Consider the following 26,079-nt stretch of genomic DNA (forward strand, 5'->3'; position numbering starts at 1 on the left):
AGCGGGACTGGCGAGATCTGCGCTCAGACCTCGAGCAGTTCGGCTTCCTTGTGCTTGACCAGCTCATCGATCTGGCCCACGTACTTGGCGGTGGTCTTGTCGAGCTCCTTCTCGGCGCGCCCGACCTCATCCTCACCCGCCTCGCCATCCTTCTGGATCCGGCCGAGTTCGTCCATCGCCTTGCGACGGACGTTGCGAATCGAGACCTTGGCGTCCTCGCCCTTGCCCTTGGCCATCTTGACCATCTCGCGGCGACGTTCCTCGGTGAGCTGCGGCACCGTGATGCGCAGGATGTCACCGTTGTTGGTCGGGTTAACGCCCAGGTCGGAGTTGCGGATCGCGTTCTCGATCGGGCCGAGCTGGCTCTGCTCGTAGGGCTTGATCACCACCATGCGCGGCTCCGGCACGGTGATGCTCGACATCTGGGTGATCGGCGTCAGCGAGCCGTAGTAGTCGACCACGACGCGGGCGAACATGCCCGGGTTGGCGCGGCCGGTGCGAATGGTTCCGAGGTCGTCCTTCGCCACCGAGACGGCCTTCTCCATCTTCTCCTCGGCATCGAAGAGCGCTTCATCAATCACGACCGGTTCCTCCACAGCGTCGTCATCGTCATCTTCCGCGGTTGCGGGATCAGGACCGAACCAAGGTGCCGATGTGTTCACCGGCGACTGCGCGGGCAATATTGCCCTTGGTCAACAGATTGAACACCAGAATCGGCATCTGGTTGTCCATGCAGAGACTGAAGCACGTGGCATCTGCCACCTTCAGGCCCTTCTCGAGCACTTCCTTGTACGTGATCTCGGTGTACATGCTCGCGTTCTCGTCCACGCGCGGGTCGGCGTCGAACACGCCGTCGACTGCCTTCGCCATCAGCACCACGTCGGCGCCGATTTCGAGCGCGCGCTGGGCGGCGGTGGTGTCGGTGGAGAAGTAGGGCATGCCCATGCCCGCACCGAAGATCACGACGCGGCCCTTCTCGAGGTGCCGCTTGGCGCGCAGCGGGAGGTACGGCTCGGCGACCTGACCCATCGTGATGGCGGTCTGCACGCGCGTGTCCACCCCCTGCTGCTGCAGGAAGTCCTGCAGCGCAAGGCTGTTCATCACGGTGCCGAGCATGCCCATGTAGTCCGAGCGGGCGCGTTCCATGCCGCGCTCCTCCAGCTCGGCGCCGCGGAAGAAGTTGCCGCCACCGATCACCACGGCCACCTGCACACCGGTCTCGACGATCTCGGCGATCTGCTCGGCCACGGTCTGCACGACATCGGGGTCGAGACCGACCCCGCCGCCACCGAACATCTCCCCACCCAGCTTGAGCAGCACCCGGTTGTATCCAGGGCGGTCGTTACCCGGGTCGGTCATGGGTGTTCGTCTCCTTCGGCGAGATTGAGATCGGTCGAACTGCGGGCACGCGAATCGGCCGCACAGCAAGGCGAAGCGGCATCCATCCTGCCTTATCCGGTTCTTGCCGCCGCACAAGACCCCCTTGCGCGAGGCGGGTACCCCGGAACCGGGGGCAGCTGCCGCCAGGAATCGGCAAGAGCCCCTCGGGGGCAGACGTTGGCTGCTCCCGAGGGGCTCTCGTTCAGGCGGATCAGGCCTGGCCGACCTCGAAGCGGGCGAAGCGGGTCAGGGTGACACCGGCCTCGTCCAGAAGGGCCTTGACGGTCTTCTTCGAATCGGTGACCGACGCCTGCTCGAGCAGGACGACGTCCTTGAAGAAGCCGTTGACACGGCCCTCGGTGATCTTCGGCAGCGCGGCCTCCGGCTTGCCCTCTTCACGGGCGGTCGCCTCGGCGACGCGACGCTCGTTCTCGACCAGCTCGGCCGGGACCTCGTCACGGGTGACGTAGCGGGCCTTGAGCGCGGCGACCTGCATGGCGGCGGCGCGGGCGGCCTCGGCGGCGGCATCGCCTTCACCGGTGTACTCGACCAGCACGCCGACGGCCGGCGGCAGGTCCGAAGCACGCTTGTGCAGGTAGGTGGCGACCGGGCCGTCGAAGGAGACGACGCGACGCAGTTCCAGCTTCTCGCCGATCTTGGCGGCCAGCGCCTGCACGGCCTCGTCGACGGTGCCGTTGTCGAGCTTGAGCGCCTTCAGGGCCTCGAGGTCGGCCGGCTTGCCTGCGGCGGCAGCGGTGACGACGGCCTCGGCCAGCTCCTGGAACTCGGCGTTCTTGGCGACGAAGTCGGTCTCGGAGTTGATCTCGACCATGACGCCGTCCTTGGCGATGACCAGACCCTCGGCGGTCGCGCGCTCGGCGCGCTTGCCGACATCCTTGGCGCCCTTGATGCGCAGCACCTCGACGGCCTTGTCGAAATCGCCGTCGGACTCGGCCAGCGCGTTCTTGCAGTCCATCATGCCGGAGCCGGTGAGCTCGCGGAGCCGCTTCACGTCAGCAGCGGTGTAGTTCGCCATCGGGGGCGAGCCTCCTCGTGTGTGGGGTGCTTGGGTGTTTACACCACCTTGCCGACCGCTTCTGAATTCAGAAGGGCCGGCAAGGTGAACGTAGAGCTACCGATCAGCTCAGAAGTCGGCCGGGGTGTGCTGCGCCGGGTCGGCCTTGACCTCGGCCTCGGCCTCGGCGGGCGTCTCGACGGCAGCTTCGGCGGCCGGGGTCGCCTGAGCCAGCAGCTCCTGCTCCCACTCGGCGAGCGGCTCACCGGCGCCGGCCTCGGGCTTCGCGTCGCCGGAAGCCTGGCCCGCGCGGGCCTGCACGCCCTCGGCCACCGCGGAGGCGACGACCTTGGTGAGCAGAGCGGCGGAACGGATCGCGTCGTCGTTACCCGGGATCGGGTAGTCGACCAGGTCGGGATCGCAGTTGGTGTCCAGGATCGCGATGACCGGGATGTTCAGCTTGCGAGCCTCGCCGACGGCGATGTGCTCCTTGTTGGTGTCGACGACCCAGATGGCCGAGGGCACCTTGGCCATGTCGCGGATACCACCGAGGGTGCGATCCAGCTTGGTCATCTCACGCGTCAGCATGAGGATTTCCTTCTTGGTGCGACCCTCGAAGCCACCGGTCTGCTCCATGGCCTCGAGCTCCTTCAGGCGCTGCAGGCGCTTGTGGACGGTCGAGAAGTTGGTGAGCATGCCACCCAGCCAGCGCTGGTTGACGTAGGGCATCCCGACGCGAGTCGCCTCGGCCGCGATCGACTCCTGGGCCTGCTTCTTGGTGCCGACGAAGAGAACGGTGCCACCGTGGGCGACGGTCTCCTTGACGAACTCGTAGGCCTTGTCGATGTAGGTCAGCGTCTGCTGCAGGTCGATGATGTAGATGCCGTTGCGGTCGGTGAAGATGAACCGCTTCATCTTCGGGTTCCACCGACGAGTCTGGTGCCCGAAGTGCGCGCCGCTGTCGAGCAGCTGCTTCATAGTTACGACAGCCATAGCTCCCGTATCTCTCTTTCGTTGCCGGTTGACGCAGCCGATCGGCGATCGACTGCCCTGGCGCCACCGAAACCGCCGGACCCGATCGAAAAACCGGGACCAGCCGACGATTTCACTGTTCATCCGCTGGAGAACTCGCGCTGACATGCCCTCGCGGACCGTCTGCATAACGAGCGACGACCGGATGGACGAGCACGGGTGGCGCGCGAAGTCGGTCCGTGCTGTGCACAAACCGCGTTGATCAGTCTACGCGGACCTAGGCCAGGGCCGAAATCGCCCCCGTGCGCGGACCGCCCATACCCGCGGTGAAGTGCGCGGTATCCACATGTGGCGGAGTTGTCCACATTCGGCGAACGGGGCCGCCGGGCAGGTTGTCCGGCGCCGAGAGTAGGTGCATGAACATCTTCACGCGAACTCTGATCTGCACGTTTCCGCTGGTGTGCGCGGCGGGGGTGCTGGCGGCGCCTGTCGCGGCTCACCCCGGTGATCGGGTACCGATCACGCCGGTGTGCTCGGGCGGTGGTGGTGCCGTTTCGCCCACTACGCCACCGGAGCGGCACGGGGCAGCGGGACCGACCGTTGCCGCCCACGAAGGGGCCGTACCCGCGGTTCCCTCGCGCGATGGGGCCGTTCCCGCGCCGGTTCCGGTCCGGGTCACGGTCCACGATCTGACCGGTGCGCCTGCGTCGGCGCGCGGGGAAGCGGGGCGCCCGGCAGCTCAGGTCGAGGTCGAGATCATCGTCCGTGGCGGTGGGAGCGGGTCGGCGGCGGAGTTGCCTGCGGTGCTGCGTGATCTCGTGCGGACACTCGCGACGCCGCAGCGGGTGCCTGCGCCTCGGCCGCATCGCTGAGTTCGGTGTGGGGACTCCTGTGCGCGCATGGGTCTCTCCGGCCACCGGCCTCGCGAGGACCGTCATCGGCAAACGTCGGGTAGCCGGGCACAGTGTCGCGGCGCTGTGGCTGGTGACGGTGATGCTCGGGGGCGCGGCGCCGGTCGGTGCAACGGAGGTGGGGGTGTTCGGGTGGCCGTTGCGGCCGAGGCCGAGCGTCGAACGACGCTTCGACAAACCGGAACGGAACTGGCTGCCCGGGCATCGCGGGGTGGATCTGGCCGGTAGCGCAGGGCAGGTGGTGCTTGCCGCGGGCGACGGCATCGTGGTGTTCGCGGGGGTGGTCGCGGACAAGCCGGTGGTGTCCATCGACCATCCCGGCGGTCTGCGCACGACCTACGAACCGGTGCAAGCGCAAGTCATCGTCGGAAGACGGGTGAGCAGGGGAACGCCGATCGGCACGTTGGTGGCCGGGCATGAGGGGTGCCCGGCCACCGCCTGTTTGCATTGGGGCGCGCGGCGGGAGGCGAGCGAGCACGGCAGGCGCGAATATGTCGATCCGCTGGGTCTGCTGCACGAAGTGCCGGTCCGGTTGAAGCCGCTGGAGGCGGTGCTGTGACGAACCACTCGGCCACACCGAGTACATCGACCTCGATCGCGGGACGACAATCAGGGTGTGTCAGAGGAATCAGCGCCGTTCACCTACCCCGAGGTGGGTGCCACTCGGGCGACCTTCCCGCCCGGCTACCACCGGTTCGCGCATCGGCGGCCGCTCGGCCACGGCCGCGATCTGTTCGACCGGGCCGCGACGCACATCCTCGGCTTCGGGATACAGAAGGGCTCCGGCGTCTTCGAGCGCGCCGACACCGAAACCGCGGTGGCGGGAACGGAATTGACGGTCCGGATCGGTCTCGGCCCGATCGGCATCGTCGCGCCCTGCCGGGTGGTCTACGTCCTGGACGAACCAGATCGGCGGGGGTTCGCATACGGCACGCTCCCCGGACATCCCGAGGTGGGTGAGGAACTGTTCGCCGTCGAATACGACCCCACCGACGACACGGTGTACGGACTGGTCACCGCCTTCTCCCGGCCAGGTACCTGGTATGCGCGGCTGGGCGGTCCTGTAGTCCGGCTGATCCAGCGCTGGTTCGCCCACCGCTACCTGAACACCCTGCCGACGAACAACTGAGCCCGTCGTCGGCGCGGTGGTCAGAGCAGGGCGGCGAGGGTGTCCGCTTCGGCGGTCAGGGAGTCGCGGCGGTCGGTGGCGCCGAGGCGGTCGTATTCGGCTGCGGCGTCTCGTCTTTCGCCGATTTCACGACGCACGATGTCGGCGATGTCGGCTTCGGTGAGGTCGCGGCGGCGGGCTTCGGCGGCGCCGAGGCCGACCGCACTGTCTTCCAGCGCACCGGCTTTCACCTCTGCGGCGTCGATCGCCTCGGCGTTGTCGATCGCGCCCAGCGCGGAGCGCAGTGCCGAGATCGCACTGCGGTCGCGGGCCCGCATCGCGGGCTTCAAGGCGGCGCGCAGCCGCTCGCGCAGGGCTGAGTCAGGCTGGTCCGACACTCCGGGGGTCATGCTCGACGAGCCTAATTGCCGGTCCGGGGAGCGTCGAGCGAGTTCTCACCGCAGTAGGCATGGTGTGGAAGTCGAGGTCGGGCAACTGCGCACGAATTGCGGCAGGCGATAAGGCGTTCAATGCTGCAGGGACAAGCGCTGGGTGAGAGCAGTACCCGACGGGATTGCGTTCGCGCGGTCCCCACGCCGCGCGGTCCCCACGCCGCGCGGTCCCCATGCCGCTCGGTTCTGCGAGGCTCAGTCAAGCAGCCAGTCGACCAGTACGCCGCTGACGGCGATGAGCGTGATGGCTGCCACCGCGAGCGTTGCGGTCACCACGACACGGCCGCCCGTACTCACCTGCCCGTGGTGGAGTGCGCGACCGCGTGACCAACCGAGGAAGCTCAGCAGCAAGGCCACCAGGGCGGCGGCCAGCGGGAGCGTGTTGGTCGGCCAGCCGTCGCGGGTGACCTGGTGGGCGAACAGGAGGGCGCAGCCCGCCGCGCCGAGGGAGGTGCGGCGCCAGGCCAGCGCGGTGCGCTCCATCGCCAAGGTGGGCGCCGTCATGACAAGAGCACCGCCAGGCAAGCGAGAGCGGCGACGAGGGCCACGCCGACCGACAGCACGGGAACCAGAATCGTGCCGGGAAGTGGTCGCCCTCGGCGCATCGCGACATCGACCTGGCGCCAGTGCCGGAATGCGCCGAGCGCCACCGCGAGCGCCATCACCAGGCAACTCACCGCGATGACACCGCCGAACCCGGCCAGGCGCAGTGGCTGGACCAGGGCATGCACGGCGACACCGCCGGCGAGCAGTCCGAGCGCGGTCCGGATCCAGGCCAGGAACGTGCGCTCGTTGGCGAGGGTGAACCGATAGTCGAGCTCGTCCTCCCCGTCCTCGGATTCGCCCCCGACCTCGGGCAACGCCATCACCACCACCTCCGTCCCCCATCTTGCCGTGCCGATCAGGAGCGCGACCGCAACGGCCCGACGCGGGCGCGCCGCCACCGATCACGCACGCGGGCATGCACCCGCCACGCGCCGGGTAGGCCCGTCACCGCACGGGATTGCAGCGGCCGCACGCCGGGTGCGAGCCTGGGCGCCGGTTACACGCGCGGGTGCGCTGGTTACGCGCGGGGGTGGGCCTGGTCGTGTACTCGTTTGAGGCGCTCTACCGAGACGTGGGTGTAGAGCTGGGTGGTTGCCATGCTGGCGTGGCCCAGTAGTTCCTGGACGACTCGGAGGTCGGCACCGCCCTCGAGGAGGTGGGTGGCTGCGGTGTGGCGTAGTCCGTGCGGGCCCATGTCGGGTGCGCCGGGGATTGCCGCGACGACCTCGTGGACGACGGTGCGGGCTTGGCGTTGGTCCAGGCGGCGGCCGCGTTGTCCGAGGAGGAGCGCTCGGCCGGAGTGTTCGTTGACGAGGGAGGGGCGGCCCGCTCGGAGCCAGGCGTCGAGCGCGGTGTCGGCGGGACCACCGAACGGCACCGAACGCTCCTTGTTTCCCTTGCCGAGAACCCGGACGAGCCGGCGTTCCCGATCGATGTCGTCGATATCGAGCCCGCACAGCTCGCTGACCCGGATTCCGGTGGCGTACAACAACTCCACGATCAGCCGATCCCGTAGCGCCATCGGATCCTGCTGGGCTGCACCGGATTCCGCGGCATCCATGGCCCGCACCGCCTGCCCCTGTGCCAGCACGGCAGGCAATACCCGATGTGCTCGCGGCGCTTGCAACCGCAACCCCGGGTCGACGGCCAAGCGCCCGGTCTCGGTCAGCCACGCGGTGAAAGTCTTTGCGGCAGAGGCACGCCGGGACAATGTCGTCCGCGCCGCGCCCGACGCGGCGAGCTCGGCCAGCCACGACCGCAACAACGGCAGATCCAGCTCACGCACGGCCGAATCAGCCGACCGCGCGTACAGATGCTCCAGCAGCGACCGCACATCTCCGAGATAAGCCCGCACCGTATGCGCCGACCGATTCCGCCCCAACCGCAAATGCCGCCCGAACTCGGTGAGCAGCGCAGTCAGATCATCGGGCAACACATCCATTCCCCCACCGTGACCCTTCCCATCACCCCACGCAACCCACCACGCCGCACCAGACAAACCACCGTCGCCTCGCGCCCACGATGCACGTCCCGGTACCGGACCTCGCCCCGGCCTGTCCACATCGTTCGATCGCGCGCGACACCTGCCAGGCATGCCCGATCACACCGGTCCGACCTCAGTTCCGAAACACTGCGCGCACCTTTCGCTCCGTGCGGCGGCCTCCGGTGCGGAACCATCCATTGGAATCGCAGCCCCACCCGATCTGGTAGCGCCTGCCGATGCCACCGGGCTCATTTCATGCCGCGGCCTCGGGTGCGGAACCATCCGTCGGAATCGCAGCCGGCCAGGTCGGCGAGTTCCAGGCCGGGGAGGACGGCGCGCACGGTGGCGAGGTCGAGGCCGGATTGCTGGGCTAGTTCCAGGGGAAGGCGGGAGCCGATGGCGGGGAGCGCCGCGTAGACGTCGGCTTCGGCGCCGCGCAGGTGCGCTGCGGGGTCGGTGGTGGTGTCGGCGACCGGGAGGCGGAGTGGGCCTGCTTCGTCGATGACGTCTTCGGCGCGGGTGACGAGGAGTGCTTCGCCCTCGCGGATCATGCGGTGGCAGCCTGCCGACGAGGCGGACCCGACGGGGCCGGGGACTGCCATGGCCGGTCTGCCGAGGCGGCGGGCCCATTTCACGGTGTTGCGGGCGCCGCTGCGCAGGCCTGCTTCGACGACGAGGACGCCGTCGCCGAGGGTCGCGATGAGCCGGTTGCGGGCCAGGAAGCGGTGTTTCTGCGCGGTCGTTCCCGGGGGATATTCACTGAGGACGAGGCCGGTGTCGGCGATGGCGGCGAGCAGGCGGTCGTGCTGGGCGGGGTACGGCCGGTCGACGCCGCAGGCGAGGACGGCGACGGTCGAACCGCCGACGGCGAGCGCCGCCCGGTGTGCGGCCGCATCGATGCCGAATGCCGCACCGGAGACGATGGTCCAGCCCCGCCCGGCCAGTTCGCAGGCGATCTCGCCGGCCACCTGCACGCCGTAGCCGCTGCTGCATCGCGAACCGACCACGGCGACAGCGCGTTCGGACGCGGCCTGCAGGGACAGCGGGCCGCGGGCCCACAGCACGAGCGGCACCGCACCTTCGCGATCGCGGTCGGTGTCGAGTTGATCCAGTCCGAGCATCCGCCAGCCGGGCCATTCGTCGTCGTCCGGCGTGATTACCCGCCCTCCCAGCCGCGCCATCGCGTCCAGATCGGCTGCTGCCGTATCGATCTCACGGCGGGCAGCAGTCGGTCCGCGCAGTGCTTCCGGCAGTTCGTGCTCGCGCACGGCCCGTGCCGCCTCGCGCACCCCGACCGAGGCGATCAAGGCCGACAACGGCGCACACGGCCCCTGCACCACCCGCGACAGGTACACCCACGCGAGCCGGCGCTCGTCGATGTCGAGGTCCACCGTTCCGGCACACAGCCCGCTCACTGCGCACCCCGTTGCCGGAAGTTCAAGGCCGACAACACATCCTGAACAGACGGGACCTCACCGCCGCGCAGGTCGCAGATCGTCCAGGCGACCCGGATCGCCCGGTCCGCACCACGGGCCGACATCCGGCCCAGCCGCAATGCCGTCTCGACCGGCGCGATCGACTCGCGGGGCAGCCGGAACCGTTGTCGCAGAATATGGCCGGGCACTTCGGCATTCGTCACCCACCCGTCGGCGCTCCAGCGCTGCGCGGCCAGCGCCCTGGCCTGCGCCACCCGTGCCGCCACGGTGGCGCTGGTCTCGGCCGGCTCGTCACCGAAAGTCGCGCCTGCCTGACCGCGCATCTGCACCCAGATATCGATGCGGTCCAGCAGTGGACCGGACAGCTTGCCGAGATAGCGACGCCGAGCCAGCGGCGCGCAGATGCAGTCGACATCCCGGGCAGGCGCGCACGGGCAGGGGTTCGCGGCCAGCATGAGCTGGAACCGGGCCGGGTAGCGCGCGACACCATCACGCCGGGCGATCCGCACCTCTCCCTCCTCGAGCGGAGTACGCAGTGCCTCCAGCACTTTCGTGCCGATCTCCGCGCATTCGTCGAGAAACAGCACGCCCCGATGCGCCCGGCTGACCGCCCCTGGCCTGGCCATCCCGGAACCGCCGCCGATCATCGCGGTCACCGACGTCGAGTGATGCGGTGCGACGAACGGCGCGAGGGTGATCAACGGCTGCTCGGCGGACAGCGACCCCGCCATCGAGTGGATCGCGGTGACCTCGAGCGACTCGACCTCCGACAGCGGCGGAAGCAACCCCGGAAGCCGTTGCGCCAGCATTGTTTTGCCGATGCCGGGCGGACCGGTCAACAACAGATGGTGACCACCCGCCGCCGCGACTTCCAGCGCCCAGCGCGCCTCGTCCTGGCCGACCACATCGCTCAGGTCGCCGCTGGGCGCCTGCGCCCCCGGCACGATCCCGTCCGGTTCCAGCAGGCTGCCTTCGCCACGCAACCAGGTGACCACCGCCCGCAAACTCGTCGCGCCGAGCACCTCGATCCCCTCGACCAACCCCGCTTCGGCCACCGCTTCCGCCGGCACCACCACGGTCGGCAATCCCGCGGTACGCGCCGCAATGACGGCGGGCAGCACCCCACGCACCCGGCGCACCCGGCCGTCGAGGGCCAGCTCACCGAGCAGCACCGTCTTGGCCAGCCGCTCCCCCGGCACGGCACCGGAGGCGTCGAGCACCGAGACCGCCAGCGCCAGATCGTAGACACTGCCTACTTTCGGCAGCGTGGCCGGGGAAAGTGCCAGGATCACCCGCCCGTCCGGCCACTTCTCCCCCGTATTGGCGACCGCGGAGCGCACCCGGTTGCGCGACTCCTGCAGTGCCGTGTCGGGCAGGCCGACCAGATTCACCGAAGGAAGACCTTGACCGATATCGGCCTCGATCTCCACCAGCTGACCGTCGACACCGGTCACCGCCACCGACAACGCCCGACCGAGCGCCATCAGAACGCCCCAGCCAGGTGGTCGATGACCGGCCGATGCCCCCGCGGGACCAGCACCGACACGACGTCGAACCGGATACGCCGCCACGGCCCTTCCTGCTGGGCCAGCCACAGCAGCGCGAGCCGACGAATCCGCTGCTGTTTGCTGAAAGTGACCGATTCGGCCGGTGTCCCGAATCCCAGCCCCGATCGCGTCTTCACCTCGACGAAGGCCGTGATCGTCGGGTCCTGGACGATCAGGTCCAGCTCGCCGTACCGGCATCGCCAGTTGCGGGCGACGATCTCCATTCCCGACTCACGCAGGTACTGCGCGGCCAGCTTCTCCCCGTATGCGCCGAGCGCCTGTTTGTCTGCCACGAGTCGAAGCATGCCGACTCGCACTGACGGCATCCGCCCGCCGACCTGGGCGGACAACAAACCTGTGGACAACCGTCGGCCTGTGGACAACCCCAGGCCGACGGTGCGCCCTCACTCCGGCAGACGGAGGTCGGGCTTCTCCAGCTCTTCGATGTTCACATCCTTGAAGGTGATCACTCGCACGTGCTTGACGAAGCGCGCGGGACGGTACATGTCCCACACCCACGCATCGCTCATCCGCACTTCGAAGTAGACCTCGCCGTCGGCGTTCTGCGGCCGCAATTCGACAGAATTGGCCAGGTAGAAGCGACGTTCGGTCTCCACCACGTACGAGAACTGGCCGACGATGTCCTTGTACTCGCGGTACAGCGACAGTTCCATCTCGGTTTCGTACTTCTCGAGGTCCTCAGCACTCATCGGGTGGGCCGTCCTCCTTCTAGCAGCGCCGCGTTCATAGTGGACATCATCGCGCATGCGCGGCGCGGGAAGCCACTCGGCTACCGCCCGGCACCTCGAGTTCGCGCACATTGCGCCAGGACCGGCGATGTTCGGTGCTCGGTCCGAGCTGCCGCAACGCGGCGGTGTGCTCGGGCGTGTTGTAGCCCTTGTGCGCGGCGAATCCGTATCCGGGCAGTTGCCCGTCGAGCTCGACCATCATCCGATCCCTGGTCACCTTGGCCAGGATGCTCGCCGCGGCGATACAGGCCGCGGTCCCGTCGCCGCCGATGACCGGCAGCGACGGTGCGGGCAGGCCGGGGACCTTGAAACCGTCGGTCAGGATGTAGCCGGGGGTGTGGCCGAGACCGGCGACGGCCCGGCGCATGCCCTCGATATTGGCGACGTGGATGCCGATGGAGTCGATCTCCCAGGCGGGCACCACCACAACGCTCCACGCCAGCGCCAACCGCTGGACGACCGGGAACAGCTCCTCACGGGTCGCCTCGGTCAGTTTCTTGGAGTCGTCGAGCCCGGACAGCTTGTCGTAGGCCTTGGGCGCCAGCAGGCACGCGGCGACCACCAGCGGCCCGGCGCACGGGCCGCGGCCCGCCTCGTCGACGCCGGCCACCGGGCCGAGGCCGCCGCGGATGAGCGCCGCCTCGAGTGTGCGTAGTCCCCCGGCCCTGCGCATCACCACCCGCGGCGGCCAGTTGGTCCGATCCTGCCCCACAGTTCGATTGTCCCCGTATCTCGTCGCGTGTCAGTTTTCCTGCGCGTTCTCGCTGCGTACCGGGCCCATCCGGTTCGGCGGCCAGATCTTGAACACCGTCTTGCCGCGCACATTGTCCACCGGCACGGTGCCCTGCAGATCGTCGCTGACGTGGGCGCGCGAATCGGCCGACTCGTTGCGATTGTCGCCCATCACCCACAGGTTGCCCTCGGGCACCTTCACCGGCCCGAATACCCGGCCCGCCGGATAGACCGCGTTGGGGCGGTCGGTGAACCAGGGGTAGTCCTTCTTGATGTACGGCTCGTCGAGCGGTTTGCCGTCGACCATCACCCGGCCCTGCGGATCACAGCACTGCACGGTCTGCCCGCCGACGGCGATGACGCGCTTGACGAGATCGTTCTCGTCCGGCGGGACAAGGCCGAAGTAGGACAGGAAGTTCTGCACGCCGCGCACGACGGTGTTGTCGGAACGGATCGACTTGTAGTGCCCGTTCCACGACGGGGGGCCGACGAAGACCACGACATCGCCGGGGCCTGGTTCGGAGCCGTAGTAGCTGATCTTCTCGACATAGATGCGGTCGCCGATCAGCAGCGTGTTCTCCATCGACTGCGACGGGATCACATAGGGCCGCCCGACGAAAGTGACCATCAGCGCGGCGATTACCGCCGCGATCACGATCAGTATCGGCAGCTCCTGCCAGAACGGGCGCTGCTTCTTCTCGCTGCGCTGTCTCTTGCGCCGTCCACCTTCGTCACCCGAATCGGACACCGACACCGACCCACTTTCGTCTGCCACGCCGAACAGAGTAGCCCGGCGCCCCGACCGAAGTCGGGGCGCCGGGCTACCGGAAATTTCTGTGCTGCGAACAGCTACCGCAAGATCAGCGCTTTTCCTTGATCTTGGCGGCCTTGCCGCGCAGATCGCGCAGGTAGTACAGCTTGGCGCGACGCACGTCACCGCGGGTCACGACATCGATGTGGTCGATGTTGGGGCTGTGCACGGGGAAGGTGCGCTCGACACCGACACCGAAGGACACCTTGCGGACCGTGAAGGTCTCGCCGATGCCGCCGCCCTGACGCCGGATCACGACGCCCTTGAAGACCTGGATGCGCTCCTTCGAGCCTTCGATGACCTTCACGTGCACGTTCAGGGTGTCGCCCGGACGGAAGTCGGGGACATCGCTACGCAGCGACTTCTCGTCGACGAAATCAAGGGTGTTCATTTTCCACCTTTTCGGATTCTTTGCGCGAACAGAGGAACCTGGCGGCACTCGCGCGCTCGACCGGTTCATGCTCAGAACAGGAGTGCTCTCGGACATGACTCGTCCAAGGCAACCGGTTCATTGTGCCAGACCAGGTTGCCCGGACTGAAATCGGGCGAGCGCGGTCACTCCCCCGCCGAGGTGTCGGCCGTGACGTCGGCCCGGCGGCGAGGCAGCAGGTGCGGGTGCGGTGGCGGCGCGGGCGGCGCCGCGACGACGGTGCGCTGCAGCTCGGCCTCGGCCGCGGTGCGGGCGTGTTCGACATCGGGTTTCCCCGCGATGAGGTCCTGGATGAAGATCTTCGCGCGCACGACCGGGCGCCGGTATCGCCGCTCCCTGGCGATCGCCCTGCCCATCGTCTTGGGCCGGTTGCCGTAGCGCCACCGGGCCCAGGGCGAGCCGGGGCGGCTGAGCCGGATGGCGCCGATCAGCAGCAGCGGGGTGAAGAACATCCCGAACAGCCCGGTCCAGATCTTGCCCTTGGCGATCACCACCCCGGCCAGCAGCAGGTTCAGCACGAGGGTGGCGAGCAGGGCGATGCGGACGCCGATCCCGCGCGACTGCCGGAAGTCGTCGTAGTCGAGGAACGTCGCCGGTTGCACGCCGAGCAACAGCAGGCCGGTGACGGCCAGTGCGACGAAGACCGCGTCCACCGAGGTCCGGCCCTGCTCCTCCCAGTAGACGTCACGCAGGTAGAAGATCAGGGCGAATTCGTCGAGGACCAGCGCGGCGCCGATCCCGAACAGGGCGGCCAGCACACTCGAGGTGACCTGGGTGGAGTCCTCGGCGGTCGCGATCAGCCCGATGCCGGTGAGCAGCACCGTGATGACGCCGAACACCATGTGGTGGATGTGGGTGTCGCCCGCCTTGATGTTGCCGGGCCACCACCGCACCTTCGCCCTGATCAGCCGCACGCTGATCCGGATGACCACGAAACCGAGGATGAACCCCAGCAGGAAACACAACAGGGGCAGGCGGCCGCGCGCGATCACTTCGTCTTCGAGCCACCGCTGCATGCCGCCCGCCCTGTCGTCGAGTTACTTGCCGAATCCCGCCCGGCGCAACGCGTCGGCCATGGACCCGCTGGGCTCGGCCGCCGGCTTGCGCTGGTTGCCGCCACGCCCCTGGGCTTGGCTGCGACCCTGCGCCTGGCCGCGTTCCGCACCCTGTCCACGACCGCCCTGCGGACGGCCCTGACCCCGGCCCTGGCCGCGCGGTGCGCCGCCACCACGATTGTCCCCCTGCGCGGGCTTGCCCGGCTCGTCATCCAGCCGCAAGCTCAGGCCGATCCGCTGCCGGGCGACGTCGACTTCGAGGACCTTCACCTTCACCACGTCACCGGACTTGACCACTTCGCGCGGGTCCTTGACGAAGGTGTGCGACATCGCCGAGACGTGCACGAGGCCGTCCTGGTGCACGCCGACATCGACGAACGCGCCGAAGGCGGCCACATTGGTGACGACACCTTCGAGCACCATGCCCGGCTCCAGGTCGGCGACCTTCTCCACACCGGCGGCGAATTCGGCGGTCTTGAACTCCGGACGCGGGTCGCGGCCCGGCTTCTCGAGCTCGGCGATGATGTCGCTGACGGTCGGCACACCGAACTTCTCGTCGGTGAAGTCGGCGGGCCGCAGTGCGCGCAGCGTGCCGGTGTTGCCGATGACCTCGGCCATCGGGCGGCCGGTGTGCTCGAGGATGCGGCGCACGACCGGGTAGGCCTCGGGGTGCACCGCGGAGGTGTCGAGCGGGTCGTCGCCGCCACGAATACGCAGGAAGCCCGCGCACTGCTCGAAGGCCTTGGGGCCTAGGCGGGGAACCTCGAGCAGGGCGGTCCGGCTGCGGAACGGTCCGTTCTGGTCGCGGTGCGCCACAATGCTTTCCGCCACCGAGCCGGACACGCCCGACACGCGCGAGAGCAACGGCACCGAGGCGGTGTTCACGTCGACACCGACCGCGTTCACCGCGTCTTCGACGACCGCGCCCAGCGAGCGGGCCAGCAGCGTCTCGGAGACGTCGTGCTGGTACTGGCCGACACCGATCGACTTGGGATCGATCTTCACCAGCTCGGCGAGCGGGTCCTGCAGGCGGCGGGCGATGGAGACCGCGCCGCGCAGCGATACGTCCATGTCGGGCAGTTCGGCCGAGGCGTAGGCCGAGGCCGAGTACACCGAGGCGCCCGCCTCCGACACCACGATCTTGGTCGGCTTGTTCTCGGGGATGCGCGAGATCAGTTCGGTGGCAAGGGCATCGGTCTCGCGGGAGGCGGTGCCGTTGCCGATGGCGATGAGCTCGACATTGAACCGGGCGACCAGCGCGGCCAGCACGGCCAGGGACTTCTCGGTCTGGCCCTGCGGCTTGTGCGGGTAGATGACCTCGGTCGCCACGGCCTTGCCGGTGGCGTCGACCACCGCGACCTTCACGCCGGTGCGGTAGCCGGGGTCGAGGCCCATGGTGGTGCGGGTGCCCGCCGGTGCGGCGAGCAGCAGGTCGCGCAGGTTCGCGGCGAACACGTCGACCGCGTCCTTCTCCGCCGCCTGCCGCAACCGCATCCTGGTGTCGATGCCCAGGCTCACCTGCAGCTTGGTGCGCCAAGCCCAGCGCACCGTGTCGAGCAGCCAGGGATCGGCCGGGCGGCCCTGATCGGCGATGCCGAAGGCGACCGCGATGCGGCCCTCGTAGATGGTGCGCGCGCCGGGCTCCGGCTCTTCGGTGTCGGGTTCCAGGTGCAGGGTGAGCACCTCTTCCTTCTCACCGCGCAGCAGCGCCAGGATCCGGTGCGACGGCAGCTTGTGGAAGGGCTCGCTGAACTCGAAGTAGTCGGCGAACTTGGCGCCCGCCTCTTCCTTGCCCGCGCGCACCGTCGAGGTGACCTGGCCGCGGTTCCACATGAGCTCGCGGAGTTCACCGACCAGGTCGGCGTCCTCGGCGAAGCGTTCGACGAGGATCGCGCGGGCGCCGTCGAGCTGTTCGGCGGTGTAGCCGGCCGGGTCGGTGGTCGGGTCGCCGATCAGGGCGTCGGCCACCGGCTCGTGGCCGGCTTCGCGGGCGATCTGGGCCTTGGTGCGGCGCTTGGGCTTGTACGGCAGGTAGATGTCTTCGAGGCGGGCCTTGGTCTCGGCGAGCATGATCTGCTGGTGCAGCGCCGGGTCGAGTTTGCCTTGGCCGCGGATGGATTCGATGATCGCGCCGCGGCGTTCGTCGAGCTCACGCAGGTAGCCGAGCCGCTCGTCGAGCTGGCGCAGCTGGGCATCGTCGAGGCCGCCGGTGACCTCCTTGCGGTAGCGCGCGATGAACGGCACCGTCGAGCCGCCGTCGAGCAATTCGACGGCGGCACGGACCTGGGTCTCGCGCACCCCCAGCTCGTCGGCGATCCGCCTGCCCACGCTGGCGAGGATGGTCGGTGTGTCGGTCTCGGGCGCTGTCGTCACGACCGCAGAGACTACCGCGCTTCCCCGACACCCGGCCGACTCCCAGGTCAGGCGAGCAGATCCCTGGCCAGTTCCCGCATCTCCGCTTTGCGGATCTTGCCGGTGACCGTCATCGGGAACTCGTCGACCACATGCACGTAGCGCGGGATCTTGTAGTGGGCAAGGCGACCGGTGCAGAAGTCGCGAATCGCGGCGGCGTCGAGAACGGGGGCGCCCTCGCGCAGCCGGAGCCAGACCATGAGTTCCTCGCCGTACTTCTCGTCGGGGACGCCGATCACCTGGGCGTCGACGATATCGGGGTGGGTGTAGAGGAATTCCTCGATTTCGCGGGGGTAGATGTTCTCGCCGCCGCGGATCACCATGTCCTTGATCCGGCCGGTGACCGAGAGGTAGCCGTCGTCGTCCATCACGCCGATGTCGCCGGTGTGCATCCAGCGGGCGGCGTCGATCGCCTCGGCCGTCTTGTCGGGCTGGTCCCAGTAGCCGAGCATCACCGAATAGCCGCGGGTACACAGTTCGCCCGCCTCGCCACGCGGCAGGGTGCGCCCGCTCGCCGGGTCGATCACCTTGACCTCGAGATGCGGGCCGACGCGGCCGACGGTGGCGGTGCGGCGGTCGATGCTGTCGTCGCGGCGGGTCTGGGTGGACACCGGCGACGTCTCGGTCATGCCGTAACAGATCGCGACCTCGGCCATCCCCAGCTGCTCGATCACCCGTTTCATCACCTCCACCGGGCACGGCGAGCCCGCCATGATGCCGGTGCGCAGGCTCGACAGGTCGGCGGTGGCACCGGCGTCGAGCTCGGCGAGCATCGCGATGAACATGGTCGGCACGCCGTAGAGGGAGGTGCAGCGCTCGGCGGCGACAGCGGCCAGGGTCGCGGCGGGATCGAACGACGGCGCCGGAATCACCACGGCCGCACCGTGCGAGGTCGCCGCGAGATTGCCCATCACCATCCCGAAGCAGTGGTAGTACGGCACCGGCACGCAGATCCGGTCGGCCGCGGTGTAGCCGCACAGCTCGCCGACGAAGTAGCCGTTGTTGAGGATGTTGTGGTGGCTCAGCGTCGCGCCCTTCGGGAAACCCGTTGTCCCCGAGGTGTACTGGATGTTGATCGGGTCGTCGGCGGACAGCGTCGCGGCGATCGCGGCCAGTCGCGCGGCATCGGGCGCCGTGGCCACCACCCGCTGCCACTGTTCGGTCCCGAGGATCAGCACCTGTTCCAGGGCGGGGCAGTTCGGCCGCACCTGTTCGGTCATCGCCACATAGTTCGAGGTCTTGAACTCCGGCGCGGCGATCAGCAGCCGCACGCCCGCCTGACCGAGGACGTACTCGAGTTCGCTGGTGCGGTAGGCGGGATTGATATTGACCAGGATCGCGCCCAGTTTCGCCGTGGCGTACTGGACCAGGAACCATTCGGCGCAGTTGGGCGCCCAGATCCCGACCCGTTCGCCCGCGGCGATACCGCTCGCGGCCAGGCCGGTCGCGACGGCGTCGACGGCCGCGCCGAGCTCGCGATAGGTCCAGCGACGGCCGGTCGGCCGGTCGATCAGCGCTTCGTTGTCCGGATACGCCGCGACGGTGCGGTCGAGATTTGCGCCGATGGTGTCGCCGAGCAGCGGGGTTTCGGCGAGTCCACAGGTGTAGCTCAGTTCGGGCATCAGCGGATCTCCTTGCCGCGCAGCACGAATCGCTGCACCTTGCCACTCGGGGTCTTGGGCAGACTCGGTACGAAATGGACCGTCCGCGGATAGGCGTGCGCGGCGAACTTGTCCTTGACCAGCTGCTGGAGTTCGGCGGCCAGCTCGGCGCTGCCGTCGGCGCCGTCGCGCAGCACGACGAAGGCTTCGAGTACCTCGCCGCGCAGCTCGTCCGGCATCCCGACGACGGCGGCCTCGGCGACCTGACCGTGCAGGACCAGCACGCTCTCGACCTCGAACGGGCCGATCCGGTAGCCCGCCATGATGATCACGTCGTCATCGCGCGAGCTGAAGTGGAAGAAGCCGTCGGCGTCGCGGGCGCCCACGTCACCGGTGAGGTACCAGCGGCCGTCGGCGGTGTAACGGCTCGCGGTGCGTTCGGGGGCGTCGAGGTAGCCGAGGAACCACAGCAGCGGGCTGTGATCGGTGTCGATGGCGACGCGGCCGATCTCGCCGGGCGCGGCCTCGGTGTCGGCGTCCTCGGCCAGGACCGCACAGGTCCAGCCGGGCAGCTGGGACCCCATCGAGCCGAGCGGCGCGGGCCGGTCGACGGCGGGGTGCCAGGCGTGGCAGATGACCATGCCGTGCTCGGTCTGTCCGTAGTGATCGCGCACGGCGACGCCGAGCGCGCGTTCCGACCAGGCGACGACGTCCGGCGTGAGCGGCTCCCCCGCCGACGATGCCCGGCGCAGCGCGATCCCCTCGGGGACCGCGCCCGCGCGCAGCGCACGGTAGACCGTCGGCGCCGCGGCGAAGTTGGTGACGCCGAAGCGGCGCAGCACGTCCAGGGTGAGCGGTGCGGAGAAGCCCGCGTGCAGCAGCAGGCTGCGCACGCCGGTCGCCAGCGGGGCGAGGATCGCGTAGTAGAGGCCGTAGGCCCAGCCCGGGTCGGCCGCGTTCCAGTAGACGTCCTCGGGACGCACATCCAGGGCGAACTCCTGGTAGGCGTGGAAGGAAGCCAGGGCGCGCACCGGGATCGGCACGCCCTTGGGCGTACCCGTGGTGCCGCTGGTGAACAGCTGGACCAGCAGGCCGTCACCGCCGACCACCACCGGGACCGCGCGGGGATCGTCGGAGCGGTGCGCGGCGATCAGATCGTCGAACGACAGCGCATCGGGGATATCAGCCGCGCCCACGACGATCGTGCGGCGCTCGGGATCGGCGGGAATGTCCTCGCCCACAGCCAGTTTCGGTGCCTGATCGGCATCGACGACGACCACCTCGGCATGACTCGCAGCGAGCCGGAAGCCGATGGCGGGCGGCGCGAACGCGGTGAACAGCGGCACGTGCACCGCACCGCGGCGCCAGATGCCGAGCAGCGCGACCACCAGATCGGCCGACTTCGCCATCAACGTCGCCACCCGATCCCCGGGGCCGACGCCGAGCTCGGCCAGCGCCGCCGCGAACCGGGCCGACCGCTCACGCAGCTCGCCGTAGGTCAGCTCGTGCGCACTCAGATCCGACTCGACCACCGTGAACGCGACCCGATCGGCCGGATGCCGGTCACACAGCAACACGGCCGCGCAGGCCTCCGGTCCGTCGTAACAGTCGAGCAGGTCGCGCACCCGCGCGTCCAGGTCGGTACTCATCGCAGTTCTCCTCAACGGGCCACCAGGTCTGTCCTAGAATGTGGCACACCTCACGTACGCCACTACCCCCGAAAAGGGGTGACCGATGCCGGCCACTTCCCTGTTGCGTCCCCGCGACGGCGATGCGCTGCGCGCCGAGATCCGCTGGGTCGCGCGCAGGGCGAACGTCCCGGTGGTCTTCGGCGGGCCGGTCGACGAGGACACGCTGCTGCTCACCGAGTTCGTCGGCACGGTCACCACCGGGCTGCGTGGGCTGTCGGTACTGCGCACCGCCGGGCTCGGCGGGCGGGTGATGGAGCACCACCGACCGGCCGCGGTGGCCGACTACCGGGGCGCGTCCTCGATCACCCACCACTACGACGGGCCGGTCTGTGGCGAGGGACTGCGGTCGATTGTCGCCGTTCCGGTCGTGGTGGCCGACCGACCCCGTGCCGTGCTCTACGCGGCCACCAGGGGCACCAGCCCGCTCGGCGATCGAACCACGGAGGTGATCGTGCAGGCAGGCAGGCGGCTGGCGACCGAGATCGCGATCCGCGACGAGGTGGATCGACGGGTCAGGATGCTCGAACTCACGACCCCGGCCCCGGCCGCCACCCCCGCGATCGCGGAGGAACTGCGCGAGATTCACGCCGAACTGCGGGCCATGGCGACCGCCGCAGGCGATGCGGCGCTGCGCGAGCGGCTCTCGGGTGTGTGCGATCGGCTGACCGGTGTGCTGGCGGGCGAGTCGGCGGACGAGGTACCGCGGCTGTCCCGGCGCGAGCTCGACGTGCTCGCGCAGATCGCGCTCGGCTGCACGAATCAGGAAGCGGCGCTGCGCCTGTCGCTCGGAGCGGAAACCGTCAAGAGCTACCTGCGGCAGGCGATGACCAAGCTCGACGCGCGAACCCGGCACGAGGCGGTGGCGCTGGCACGGCGTCATCGCCTGCTGCCCTGATGTGGAATGCGTCACGCTCTCGGGCGCAGATCCGTCACGGTGAGCGCCCGTGCGCGAGCTCGGCGATCCGGCTGCTGCTCGTTTCACACTTCGCTCACGCTCAGCGCGCCGAGTGTCAGGGACGCCGAATCACCCACGGGCGCACGGCCTGTCCAGGGCACATAGGCGTGGTGACCGGTCGGGGGCGTCCGTCGCACCGAGTACCGCGGTCACAGAACACATTCCGGATGGAACGAGCAATCCTCACCTTGGACGATGACACAACGAATGACCCTGATGAATACCCAAACATCTTTAGGACAAAACAATCTCGGCGTCCATCCCGACCGGTACCGTCGGTCCGATGACGGAGCCTTTTCAATTGGCCGGCGTCTCGCTGGACTGTGACGACCCCGAGTCCCTCGCTCGCTTCTACCTCGGGCTGCTCGGTGGCCGTGTGCTGTGGAACGACGCCCACAGCGTGGGTATCCGCATACCGTCGGGGCTGACCCTGGCAGCGCAACGCGTCGAGAACTACTTCCCGCCGCAATGGCCGGGCAGCGCCGCGGTACAGCTGGAACTGGCCGCCGACGCCGACCTGGATCTGTGTGAGCAGCACGCGCTGGCGATCGGCGCCAAACCCGCTCCGGTGCAACAGGATCCGCGCTGGCGGGTGTTGCTCGACCCGGCCGGGCACCCGTTCGCCATCACCACCCGCGCCGCGTCGATGTAGGCAGGCGTTACTGCTCCGGCAGTAGATCCGGCCTGCGTTCGCGGGTGCGTTCCAGGGACTGCTCGTGGCGCCACGCGGCCACCTTGGCGTGATCGCCGGACAGCAGGATCGGCGGCACGTCCAGGCCGCGCCACGAGACCGGGCGGGTGTAGCTCGGCCCTTCCAGGAGTCCGTCGGAGAACGAATCCTCCTGGTGGGACTGCTGATTGCCGAGCACGCCGGGGATCAGCCGGACCACGGCCTCGGTCATCACCAGCACGGCGGCCTCGCCGCCGATGAGGACGTAGTCGCCGATGCTCACCTCTTCGACGCGGACGCGGCGGGCGGCATCGTCGAACACGCGCTGATCGATGCCCTCGTAGCGACCGCACGCGAAGACGAGGTGCTTCTCGGTGGACCAGCGTTGCGCGGTGGCCTGGGTGAACGGCACACCGGCCGGAGTGGGGACGACGAGCAGGGCGTCGTCGGGGCACACCGCGTCGAGCGCGTCGCCCCAGACGGTGGGCTTCATGACCATGCCCGGACCGCCGCCGTAGGGCGAATCGTCGACGGACTTGTGCACGTCGTGGGTCCAATCCCGCAGATCGTGCACGCCGATCGAGATCAGGCCCTTGTCGACGGCCTTGCCGAGCAGCGCGGTCCGCAGCGGCTCGAGATATTCCGGGAAGATCGTGACGACGTCGAGTTGCACGAATTACTCCGGATCGAGCAGGCCCTCGGGCGGGGTGATGACCACCAGTCCATCGGCGATCGACACGGTCGGCACGATGGCGGTGACAAAGGGAACGAGAATTTCGCGGCCGTCGTCGGCGGCGCGCACCGACAGCAGTTCACCCGCGGCCGAATGCAGCACCTCGGTGACCTCGCCGACGATGGTGCCGTCGGTGAGCTCGACGCGCAGGCCTTCGAGCTCGTGGTCGTAGAAGGCGTCCTCGTCGTCGGACGGCGGCAGGGACTCGCTGTCGACGACGAACAGCATGCCGCGCAGTGCGTCGGCGGCGGTGCGGTCGTCGATGCCGTCGACGAACACCAGAAGCCGGCCCGAGTGCTCTCGGGCCGACTTCACGGTGTAGTCACGGGTCGCCGCGGATTTCGGCATCCTGCCGTGCAGGGTGGCACCGGGGGCGAACCGGAGTTCCGGCTCGTCGGTACGCACCTCGACGACGAGTTCGCCGCGCACGCCGTGCGACTTGGCGACTCGACCTACGACGAGTTCCATCTAGGCGTCGGTGTCGACCACGTCGACCCGGATCCCACGGCCGCCGATACCGGCGACCAGGGTGCGCAGCGCGGTCGCGGTACGACCGCCGCGCCCGATCACCTTGCCCAGGTCCTCAGGATGGACGTGCACCTCGACGGTGCGTCCGCGACGGCCGGTGATCAGCTCGACGCGGACGTCGTCGGGGTTGGCGACGATGCCGCGAACCAGATGTTCGACGGCATCGGCAACAACGGCAGTCATTACTCGGCAGCCTCGGTGGCGGCTTCCTCAGCGGCAGCCTCGTCCTTCTTGGCGGCCTTCTTCTTGGGGGTGACAGCCTCGGCGACGGGCTCGTTGTCGGCGGCGGCCAGCGCGGCGTTGAACAGGTCCAGCTTGGACGGCTTGGCGGCCTTCACCTTGAGGGTGCCCTCGGTGCCCGGCAGGCCCTTGAACTTCTGCCAGTCGCCGGTGATCTCCAGCAGACGCTGCACCGACTCGGTCGGCTGCGCGCCGACGGACAGCCAGTACGCCACGCGATCGGCGTCGATCTCGATCAGCGAAGGCTCTTCCTTCGGGTGGTACTTGCCGATGGCCTCGATGGCCCGGCCGTCACGACGGGTGCGGGCGTCGGCAACCACGACGCGGTACTGCGGGTTGCGGATCTTGCCCAGGCGGGTGAGCTTGATGCGAACAGCCATGCTGATCTGCCTCTTTCGATAGTTGGTCACCACGCGATTCGGCGACCCACATGGTCTGCGGGTCCGGTTTCGCGCATGGAGTGTGTGACCGCCGCGCGGTACGTAACCGGAGACGGGCTGACACTGTCCAGGAAGGACGGTTGACCATTGTGCCAGACCGGCCCACCCCGACCGAAATCGCCTCCGGGCGCGACGGCGGGGCCCGCTCAGCGGTGGCCGGTGACGGGGTTGGGGGTTTTGACGACGAGGCCGCGCAGGACGACCCATTGCGGGTCGGTGAGGGCGGCCGGGTGGACGCGCGGGTCGTCGGCGTAGACGACGAAGTCGGCGGGGGCCCCTTCGTCGATGCTCGGGCGGCCGAGCCAGGTGCGGGCGTTCCAGGAGGCGGCGCCGAGGGCTTCGTGCGGGGACAGGCCCGCGCCGGTGAGGGCGGCGATCTCGTCGGCGATGCGGCCGTGGCGGATGGAGCCGCCCGCGTCGGTGCCCGCGTAGATGGGGATGCCTGCTTCGTGGGCGCGGCCGACGGTGTCGCGGACGCGGCGGTGCAGGTCGCGCATGTGGGCGGCGTAGACGGGAAATCTGGTGGCGCTGTCGGCGATGCCGGGGAAGGTGTCGATATTGATCAGGGTGGGGACCAGCGCGGTGCCGTTGGCGAGCATCATCTCGATGGTGTCGTCTGTGATGCCGGTGCCGTGTTCGAGGCAGTCGATGCCGGCGTTGATCAGGCCGGGCAGGGCATCCTCGCCGAAGACATGGGCGGTGACGCGGGCGCCGTTGGCATGGGCGGCGTCGATGGCCTGTTTCAGGATGTCGTCGCTCCACAGCGGGCGCAGGTCGCCCACGGAGCGGTCGATCCAGTCACCGACGATCTTGACCCAGCCGTCGCCGAAGCGGGCCTGTTCGGCGACGATCTCGGGCAGGTCGCGTTCGTCGTCCAGTTCGATGCCGAGTTCGCGGATGTAGCGCCTCGGCCGGGCGATGTGGCGGCCGGCGCGGATGATGCGCGGCAGTTCTGTGTGCTCGTCGATGAAGTGGGTGTCGATCGGTGAGCCCGCGTCGCGCAGCAGCAGGGCGCCCGCGTCGCGTTCGGTCTCGGCCTGCTCGATCGCGCCGTCGCGGGTCTCGTCGCCGCCGCCGTAGCGGATGCCGACGTGGCAGTGGGCATCGACGAGACCGGGCACGATCCACCCTGTGTGGCACAGGGTTTCGGCTCCGCGCACCGGTTCGAACGTCACGACACCGTCGACGACCCAGAGGTCGCGCTCCTCGTCACCGGGGAGAACCACACCACGCAGATGCACAGCAACCTCCAGACGTCGGCCTGCGCCCAACCTACCGCGCGCGATCGGCGCCCGCACCCGGCCCGGGCGCGGCCGCTCAGGACGACAGGTGCCCTGACAGCGGACCGTCGAGGAAGACCGTCACGGCCACGATCCGCGGCTCGTCGGCCGCGAAGTCGACGAAGGCCACGCCGCGCGCCGCGCCGATCCGCACGCTCGCGCTGACCGTGCGCCCGGCGGCGATCAGCTTGTCCCACTCCATGTCTCGCGCGAGCTCGGCGAACGTTGCCGCGTCGACCGGATGCCCGGCGGGCAGCTCGACCTCCGCCCGCGCACCGAGCAGGTCACGGACACCGGCCACATCGCCAGCGGCGGCGGCGCCGAACAGCCTGCCGACGACCCGTTTACCCGTCGCGCCCACTCCGCGCAGGCCCCGCATCATGCCCATCGCCCCACCGGCGCCCAGCTCGGTGACGAGTTGCGGGCCGAGCTTGCACCCGGCCAGCAGCCCGGACGGGCCCGTGCCCAGCAACCGCCGGATCATCACCGCCAGTTCCCAGTGCGCGGCCAGTCGCGCGATCCGCCAGCCGCCACCGGATTCGATCAGGTCGTAGCGCAGATGCATGGGCACGGTGACGGTGGCGCCGGTCGACATGGTCGTCTCGATGTGCAGGTCACGCACCACCGTGCGCCCCGCGACGAGATCGCGTTCGACCCGGAAGACGATGGAGTTCGGCGCGATGAAGACGTTGTAGAACCGCGAGATCGCGTCCCGGCCGATGTGCTCGCGCGCACCGTACGGATCGTGCACCGCGGCGTTGTCCACGAACAGGCCGACCCAGGTGTTCTTGTCGTGCGCGGCCACCGCGCGCGGTGACGCCTGCACCGCCGCCAGCAGGTCTTCAGCGGTCCGATCCAACGACATGTAGGTCCTCCATAGTCACGCTTCCCCTGCGCGATCC

30 protein-coding genes are annotated in these 26,079 nt (G+C 69.1%); 5 read left to right on the forward strand and 25 right to left on the reverse strand.

Features of this window, described 5'->3' with window-relative positions; all coding sequences use genetic code 11:
- Positions 1-23: 23 nt before the first annotated feature.
- From frr to rpsB, 4 genes are all read right to left on the reverse strand, one after another.
- Complete coding sequence (frr, locus tag IEY60_RS05370; protein ID WP_030202900.1) at positions 24-581, reverse strand: ribosome recycling factor; 558 nt, start codon at positions 579-581, stop codon at positions 24-26.
- Between the two features lie 49 nt (positions 582-630).
- A complete protein-coding gene (gene pyrH, locus IEY60_RS05375) occupies positions 631-1,359 on the reverse strand; it encodes a UMP kinase (RefSeq protein WP_189024361.1) in 729 nt (242 codons plus the stop codon).
- A gap of 232 nt (positions 1,360-1,591) precedes the next feature.
- On the reverse strand, positions 1,592-2,416 hold the full coding sequence (gene tsf, locus IEY60_RS05380) for a translation elongation factor Ts (protein ID WP_189024362.1): 825 nt from the start codon (positions 2,414-2,416) through the stop codon (positions 1,592-1,594).
- A 108-nt stretch (positions 2,417-2,524) separates the two neighbouring features.
- Complete coding sequence (gene rpsB / locus IEY60_RS05385) at positions 2,525-3,388, reverse strand: 30S ribosomal protein S2 (protein ID WP_189024364.1); 864 nt, start codon at positions 3,386-3,388, stop codon at positions 2,525-2,527.
- Positions 3,389-3,783: 395 nt separating this feature from the next.
- Between rpsB and IEY60_RS05390 the strand changes: the two genes are divergently transcribed.
- The 3 genes from IEY60_RS05390 to IEY60_RS05400 all read left to right on the forward strand — a co-directional run bounded on the left by IEY60_RS05390 (position 3,784) and on the right by IEY60_RS05400 (position 5,407).
- On the forward strand, positions 3,784-4,239 hold the full coding sequence (locus IEY60_RS05390) for a hypothetical protein (RefSeq protein ID WP_189024366.1): 456 nt from the start codon (positions 3,784-3,786) through the stop codon (positions 4,237-4,239).
- Between the two features lie 121 nt (positions 4,240-4,360).
- Positions 4,361-4,837 (forward strand): M23 family metallopeptidase, encoded by a 477-nt coding sequence (locus tag IEY60_RS05395; protein WP_189024976.1) that lies wholly within the window; start codon positions 4,361-4,363, stop codon positions 4,835-4,837.
- Between the two features lie 57 nt (positions 4,838-4,894).
- Positions 4,895-5,407, forward strand: a complete 513-nt coding sequence (locus IEY60_RS05400; protein WP_189024368.1) for a DUF1990 domain-containing protein — start codon at positions 4,895-4,897, stop codon at positions 5,405-5,407.
- Positions 5,408-5,427: 20 nt separating this feature from the next.
- Here IEY60_RS05400 and IEY60_RS05405 read toward each other — a convergent pair whose 3' ends face one another.
- From IEY60_RS05405 to IEY60_RS05475, 15 genes are all read right to left on the reverse strand, one after another.
- A complete protein-coding gene (locus tag IEY60_RS05405; RefSeq protein ID WP_189024370.1) occupies positions 5,428-5,796 on the reverse strand; it encodes a GatB/YqeY domain-containing protein in 369 nt (122 codons plus the stop codon).
- A gap of 237 nt (positions 5,797-6,033) precedes the next feature.
- Positions 6,034-6,342, reverse strand: coding sequence for a DUF202 domain-containing protein (locus IEY60_RS05410; protein WP_189024372.1), 309 nt, complete (start codon positions 6,340-6,342; stop codon positions 6,034-6,036).
- Positions 6,339-6,704 (reverse strand): YidH family protein, encoded by a 366-nt coding sequence (locus IEY60_RS05415; RefSeq protein WP_189024374.1) that lies wholly within the window; start codon positions 6,702-6,704, stop codon positions 6,339-6,341. Before IEY60_RS05415 ends, IEY60_RS05410 begins: the two co-directional genes overlap by 4 nt.
- A gap of 197 nt (positions 6,705-6,901) precedes the next feature.
- Positions 6,902-7,825 carry a tyrosine recombinase XerC gene (locus IEY60_RS05420; protein ID WP_189024375.1) on the reverse strand — a complete coding sequence of 308 codons (924 nt, stop codon included), beginning with the start codon at positions 7,823-7,825 and terminating at the stop codon, positions 6,902-6,904.
- Positions 7,826-8,115: 290 nt separating this feature from the next.
- Positions 8,116-9,282: a DNA-processing protein DprA gene (gene dprA / locus IEY60_RS05425; protein WP_229739552.1), complete on the reverse strand. Its 1,167-nt coding sequence runs from the start codon at positions 9,280-9,282 to the stop codon at positions 8,116-8,118.
- Positions 9,279-10,787 carry a YifB family Mg chelatase-like AAA ATPase gene (locus tag IEY60_RS05430; protein ID WP_189024377.1) on the reverse strand — a complete coding sequence of 503 codons (1,509 nt, stop codon included), beginning with the start codon at positions 10,785-10,787 and terminating at the stop codon, positions 9,279-9,281. The genes dprA and IEY60_RS05430 overlap by 4 nt, the downstream gene beginning before the upstream one ends.
- Positions 10,787-11,143 carry a YraN family protein gene (locus IEY60_RS05435; protein WP_189024379.1) on the reverse strand — a complete coding sequence of 119 codons (357 nt, stop codon included), beginning with the start codon at positions 11,141-11,143 and terminating at the stop codon, positions 10,787-10,789. The genes IEY60_RS05430 and IEY60_RS05435 overlap by 1 nt, the downstream gene beginning before the upstream one ends.
- 111 nt (positions 11,144-11,254) lie before the next feature.
- The gene (locus IEY60_RS05440) at positions 11,255-11,560 is read right to left on the reverse strand and encodes a DUF2469 domain-containing protein (RefSeq protein ID WP_011210678.1); all 306 of its coding nucleotides are present in this window, start codon (positions 11,558-11,560) and stop codon (positions 11,255-11,257) included.
- Between the two features lie 46 nt (positions 11,561-11,606).
- Positions 11,607-12,311 (reverse strand): ribonuclease HII, encoded by a 705-nt coding sequence (locus IEY60_RS05445; protein ID WP_189024382.1) that lies wholly within the window; start codon positions 12,309-12,311, stop codon positions 11,607-11,609.
- A gap of 30 nt (positions 12,312-12,341) precedes the next feature.
- Positions 12,342-13,106, reverse strand: a complete 765-nt coding sequence (gene lepB, locus IEY60_RS05450; protein ID WP_373291669.1) for a signal peptidase I — start codon at positions 13,104-13,106, stop codon at positions 12,342-12,344.
- 85 nt (positions 13,107-13,191) lie between these two features.
- A complete protein-coding gene (gene rplS / locus IEY60_RS05455) occupies positions 13,192-13,533 on the reverse strand; it encodes a 50S ribosomal protein L19 (protein WP_019048201.1) in 342 nt (113 codons plus the stop codon).
- 164 nt (positions 13,534-13,697) lie between these two features.
- Complete coding sequence (locus tag IEY60_RS05460; RefSeq protein WP_189024384.1) at positions 13,698-14,588, reverse strand: hypothetical protein; 891 nt, start codon at positions 14,586-14,588, stop codon at positions 13,698-13,700.
- A gap of 21 nt (positions 14,589-14,609) precedes the next feature.
- Entirely contained in the window at positions 14,610-17,000 is a 2,391-nt protein-coding gene (locus IEY60_RS05465; RefSeq protein ID WP_229739553.1) for a Tex family protein, read from the reverse strand.
- A gap of 47 nt (positions 17,001-17,047) precedes the next feature.
- Entirely contained in the window at positions 17,048-18,661 is a 1,614-nt protein-coding gene (locus IEY60_RS05470) for an AMP-binding protein (protein ID WP_189024386.1), read from the reverse strand.
- The gene (locus IEY60_RS05475) at positions 18,661-20,289 is read right to left on the reverse strand and encodes an AMP-binding protein (protein WP_189024388.1); all 1,629 of its coding nucleotides are present in this window, start codon (positions 20,287-20,289) and stop codon (positions 18,661-18,663) included. The genes IEY60_RS05470 and IEY60_RS05475 overlap by 1 nt, the downstream gene beginning before the upstream one ends.
- An 85-nt stretch (positions 20,290-20,374) precedes the next feature.
- Here IEY60_RS05475 and IEY60_RS05480 point away from each other — a divergent pair, with 85 nt between their 5' ends.
- Both IEY60_RS05480 and IEY60_RS05485 read left to right on the forward strand, forming a co-directional pair.
- A complete protein-coding gene (locus IEY60_RS05480) occupies positions 20,375-21,226 on the forward strand; it encodes a helix-turn-helix transcriptional regulator (protein ID WP_189024390.1) in 852 nt (283 codons plus the stop codon).
- A 343-nt stretch (positions 21,227-21,569) separates the two neighbouring features.
- The gene (locus IEY60_RS05485) at positions 21,570-21,938 is read left to right on the forward strand and encodes a VOC family protein (protein WP_189024392.1); all 369 of its coding nucleotides are present in this window, start codon (positions 21,570-21,572) and stop codon (positions 21,936-21,938) included.
- 7 nt (positions 21,939-21,945) lie between these two features.
- Here the strand turns inward: IEY60_RS05485 and trmD are convergent, their stop codons facing one another.
- The 6 genes from trmD to IEY60_RS05515 form a co-directional block, all read right to left on the reverse strand.
- Positions 21,946-22,629 carry a tRNA (guanosine(37)-N1)-methyltransferase TrmD gene (trmD, locus tag IEY60_RS05490; protein ID WP_189024394.1) on the reverse strand — a complete coding sequence of 228 codons (684 nt, stop codon included), beginning with the start codon at positions 22,627-22,629 and terminating at the stop codon, positions 21,946-21,948.
- Positions 22,630-22,632: 3 nt separating this feature from the next.
- Positions 22,633-23,157 (reverse strand): ribosome maturation factor RimM, encoded by a 525-nt coding sequence (rimM, locus tag IEY60_RS05495; protein ID WP_189024396.1) that lies wholly within the window; start codon positions 23,155-23,157, stop codon positions 22,633-22,635.
- Complete coding sequence (locus IEY60_RS05500) at positions 23,158-23,400, reverse strand: RNA-binding protein (RefSeq protein WP_019048210.1); 243 nt, start codon at positions 23,398-23,400, stop codon at positions 23,158-23,160.
- Positions 23,400-23,837 carry a 30S ribosomal protein S16 gene (rpsP, locus tag IEY60_RS05505; protein ID WP_189024398.1) on the reverse strand — a complete coding sequence of 146 codons (438 nt, stop codon included), beginning with the start codon at positions 23,835-23,837 and terminating at the stop codon, positions 23,400-23,402. Before rpsP ends, IEY60_RS05500 begins: the two co-directional genes overlap by 1 nt.
- Before the next feature lie 206 nt (positions 23,838-24,043).
- Positions 24,044-25,138: a metal-dependent hydrolase family protein gene (locus tag IEY60_RS05510; protein WP_189024400.1), complete on the reverse strand. Its 1,095-nt coding sequence runs from the start codon at positions 25,136-25,138 to the stop codon at positions 24,044-24,046.
- 76 nt (positions 25,139-25,214) lie between these two features.
- Positions 25,215-26,042 (reverse strand): nuclear transport factor 2 family protein, encoded by an 828-nt coding sequence (locus IEY60_RS05515; RefSeq protein ID WP_189024402.1) that lies wholly within the window; start codon positions 26,040-26,042, stop codon positions 25,215-25,217.
- Positions 26,043-26,079: the final 37 nt, after the last annotated feature.

This window comes from Nocardia rhizosphaerihabitans, from assembly GCF_014646295.1.
Lineage (GTDB): Bacteria > Actinomycetota > Actinomycetes > Mycobacteriales > Mycobacteriaceae > Nocardia > Nocardia rhizosphaerihabitans.

What these genes read in the sequence shown, in the direction of transcription:
- IEY60_RS05485 (WP_189024392.1), top strand. Translation starts at nt 21,570, where the DNA reads ATGACGGAGCCTTTTCAATTGGCCGGCGTCTCGCTGGACTGTGACGAC.
- IEY60_RS05405 (WP_189024370.1), bottom strand. Translation starts at nt 5,796, where the DNA reads ATGACCCCCGGAGTGTCGGACCAGCCTGACTCAGCCCTGCGCGAGCGG.
- IEY60_RS05430 (WP_189024377.1), bottom strand. Translation starts at nt 10,787, where the DNA reads ATGGCGCTCGGTCGGGCGTTGTCGGTGGCGGTGACCGGTGTCGACGGT.
- pyrH (WP_189024361.1), bottom strand. Translation starts at nt 1,359, where the DNA reads ATGACCGACCCGGGTAACGACCGCCCTGGATACAACCGGGTGCTGCTC.
- IEY60_RS05415 (WP_189024374.1), bottom strand. Translation starts at nt 6,704, where the DNA reads ATGGCGTTGCCCGAGGTCGGGGGCGAATCCGAGGACGGGGAGGACGAG.
- IEY60_RS05460 (WP_189024384.1), bottom strand. Translation starts at nt 14,588, where the DNA reads ATGCAGCGGTGGCTCGAAGACGAAGTGATCGCGCGCGGCCGCCTGCCC.
- IEY60_RS05480 (WP_189024390.1), top strand. Translation starts at nt 20,375, where the DNA reads ATGCCGGCCACTTCCCTGTTGCGTCCCCGCGACGGCGATGCGCTGCGC.
- IEY60_RS05410 (WP_189024372.1), bottom strand. Translation starts at nt 6,342, where the DNA reads ATGACGGCGCCCACCTTGGCGATGGAGCGCACCGCGCTGGCCTGGCGC.
- IEY60_RS05470 (WP_189024386.1), bottom strand. Translation starts at nt 18,661, where the DNA reads ATGCCCGAACTGAGCTACACCTGTGGACTCGCCGAAACCCCGCTGCTC.
- IEY60_RS05420 (WP_189024375.1), bottom strand. Translation starts at nt 7,825, where the DNA reads ATGGATGTGTTGCCCGATGATCTGACTGCGCTGCTCACCGAGTTCGGG.
- rpsP (WP_189024398.1), bottom strand. Translation starts at nt 23,837, where the DNA reads ATGGCTGTTCGCATCAAGCTCACCCGCCTGGGCAAGATCCGCAACCCG.
- IEY60_RS05395 (WP_189024976.1), top strand. Translation starts at nt 4,361, where the DNA reads ATGCTCGGGGGCGCGGCGCCGGTCGGTGCAACGGAGGTGGGGGTGTTC.
- rplS (WP_019048201.1), bottom strand. Translation starts at nt 13,533, where the DNA reads ATGAACACCCTTGATTTCGTCGACGAGAAGTCGCTGCGTAGCGATGTC.
- rimM (WP_189024396.1), bottom strand. Translation starts at nt 23,157, where the DNA reads ATGGAACTCGTCGTAGGTCGAGTCGCCAAGTCGCACGGCGTGCGCGGC.
- IEY60_RS05515 (WP_189024402.1), bottom strand. Translation starts at nt 26,042, where the DNA reads ATGTCGTTGGATCGGACCGCTGAAGACCTGCTGGCGGCGGTGCAGGCG.
- IEY60_RS05390 (WP_189024366.1), top strand. Translation starts at nt 3,784, where the DNA reads ATGAACATCTTCACGCGAACTCTGATCTGCACGTTTCCGCTGGTGTGC.
- IEY60_RS05475 (WP_189024388.1), bottom strand. Translation starts at nt 20,289, where the DNA reads ATGAGTACCGACCTGGACGCGCGGGTGCGCGACCTGCTCGACTGTTAC.
- IEY60_RS05500 (WP_019048210.1), bottom strand. Translation starts at nt 23,400, where the DNA reads ATGACTGCCGTTGTTGCCGATGCCGTCGAACATCTGGTTCGCGGCATC.
- rpsB (WP_189024364.1), bottom strand. Translation starts at nt 3,388, where the DNA reads ATGGCTGTCGTAACTATGAAGCAGCTGCTCGACAGCGGCGCGCACTTC.
- tsf (WP_189024362.1), bottom strand. Translation starts at nt 2,416, where the DNA reads ATGGCGAACTACACCGCTGCTGACGTGAAGCGGCTCCGCGAGCTCACC.
- IEY60_RS05440 (WP_011210678.1), bottom strand. Translation starts at nt 11,560, where the DNA reads ATGAGTGCTGAGGACCTCGAGAAGTACGAAACCGAGATGGAACTGTCG.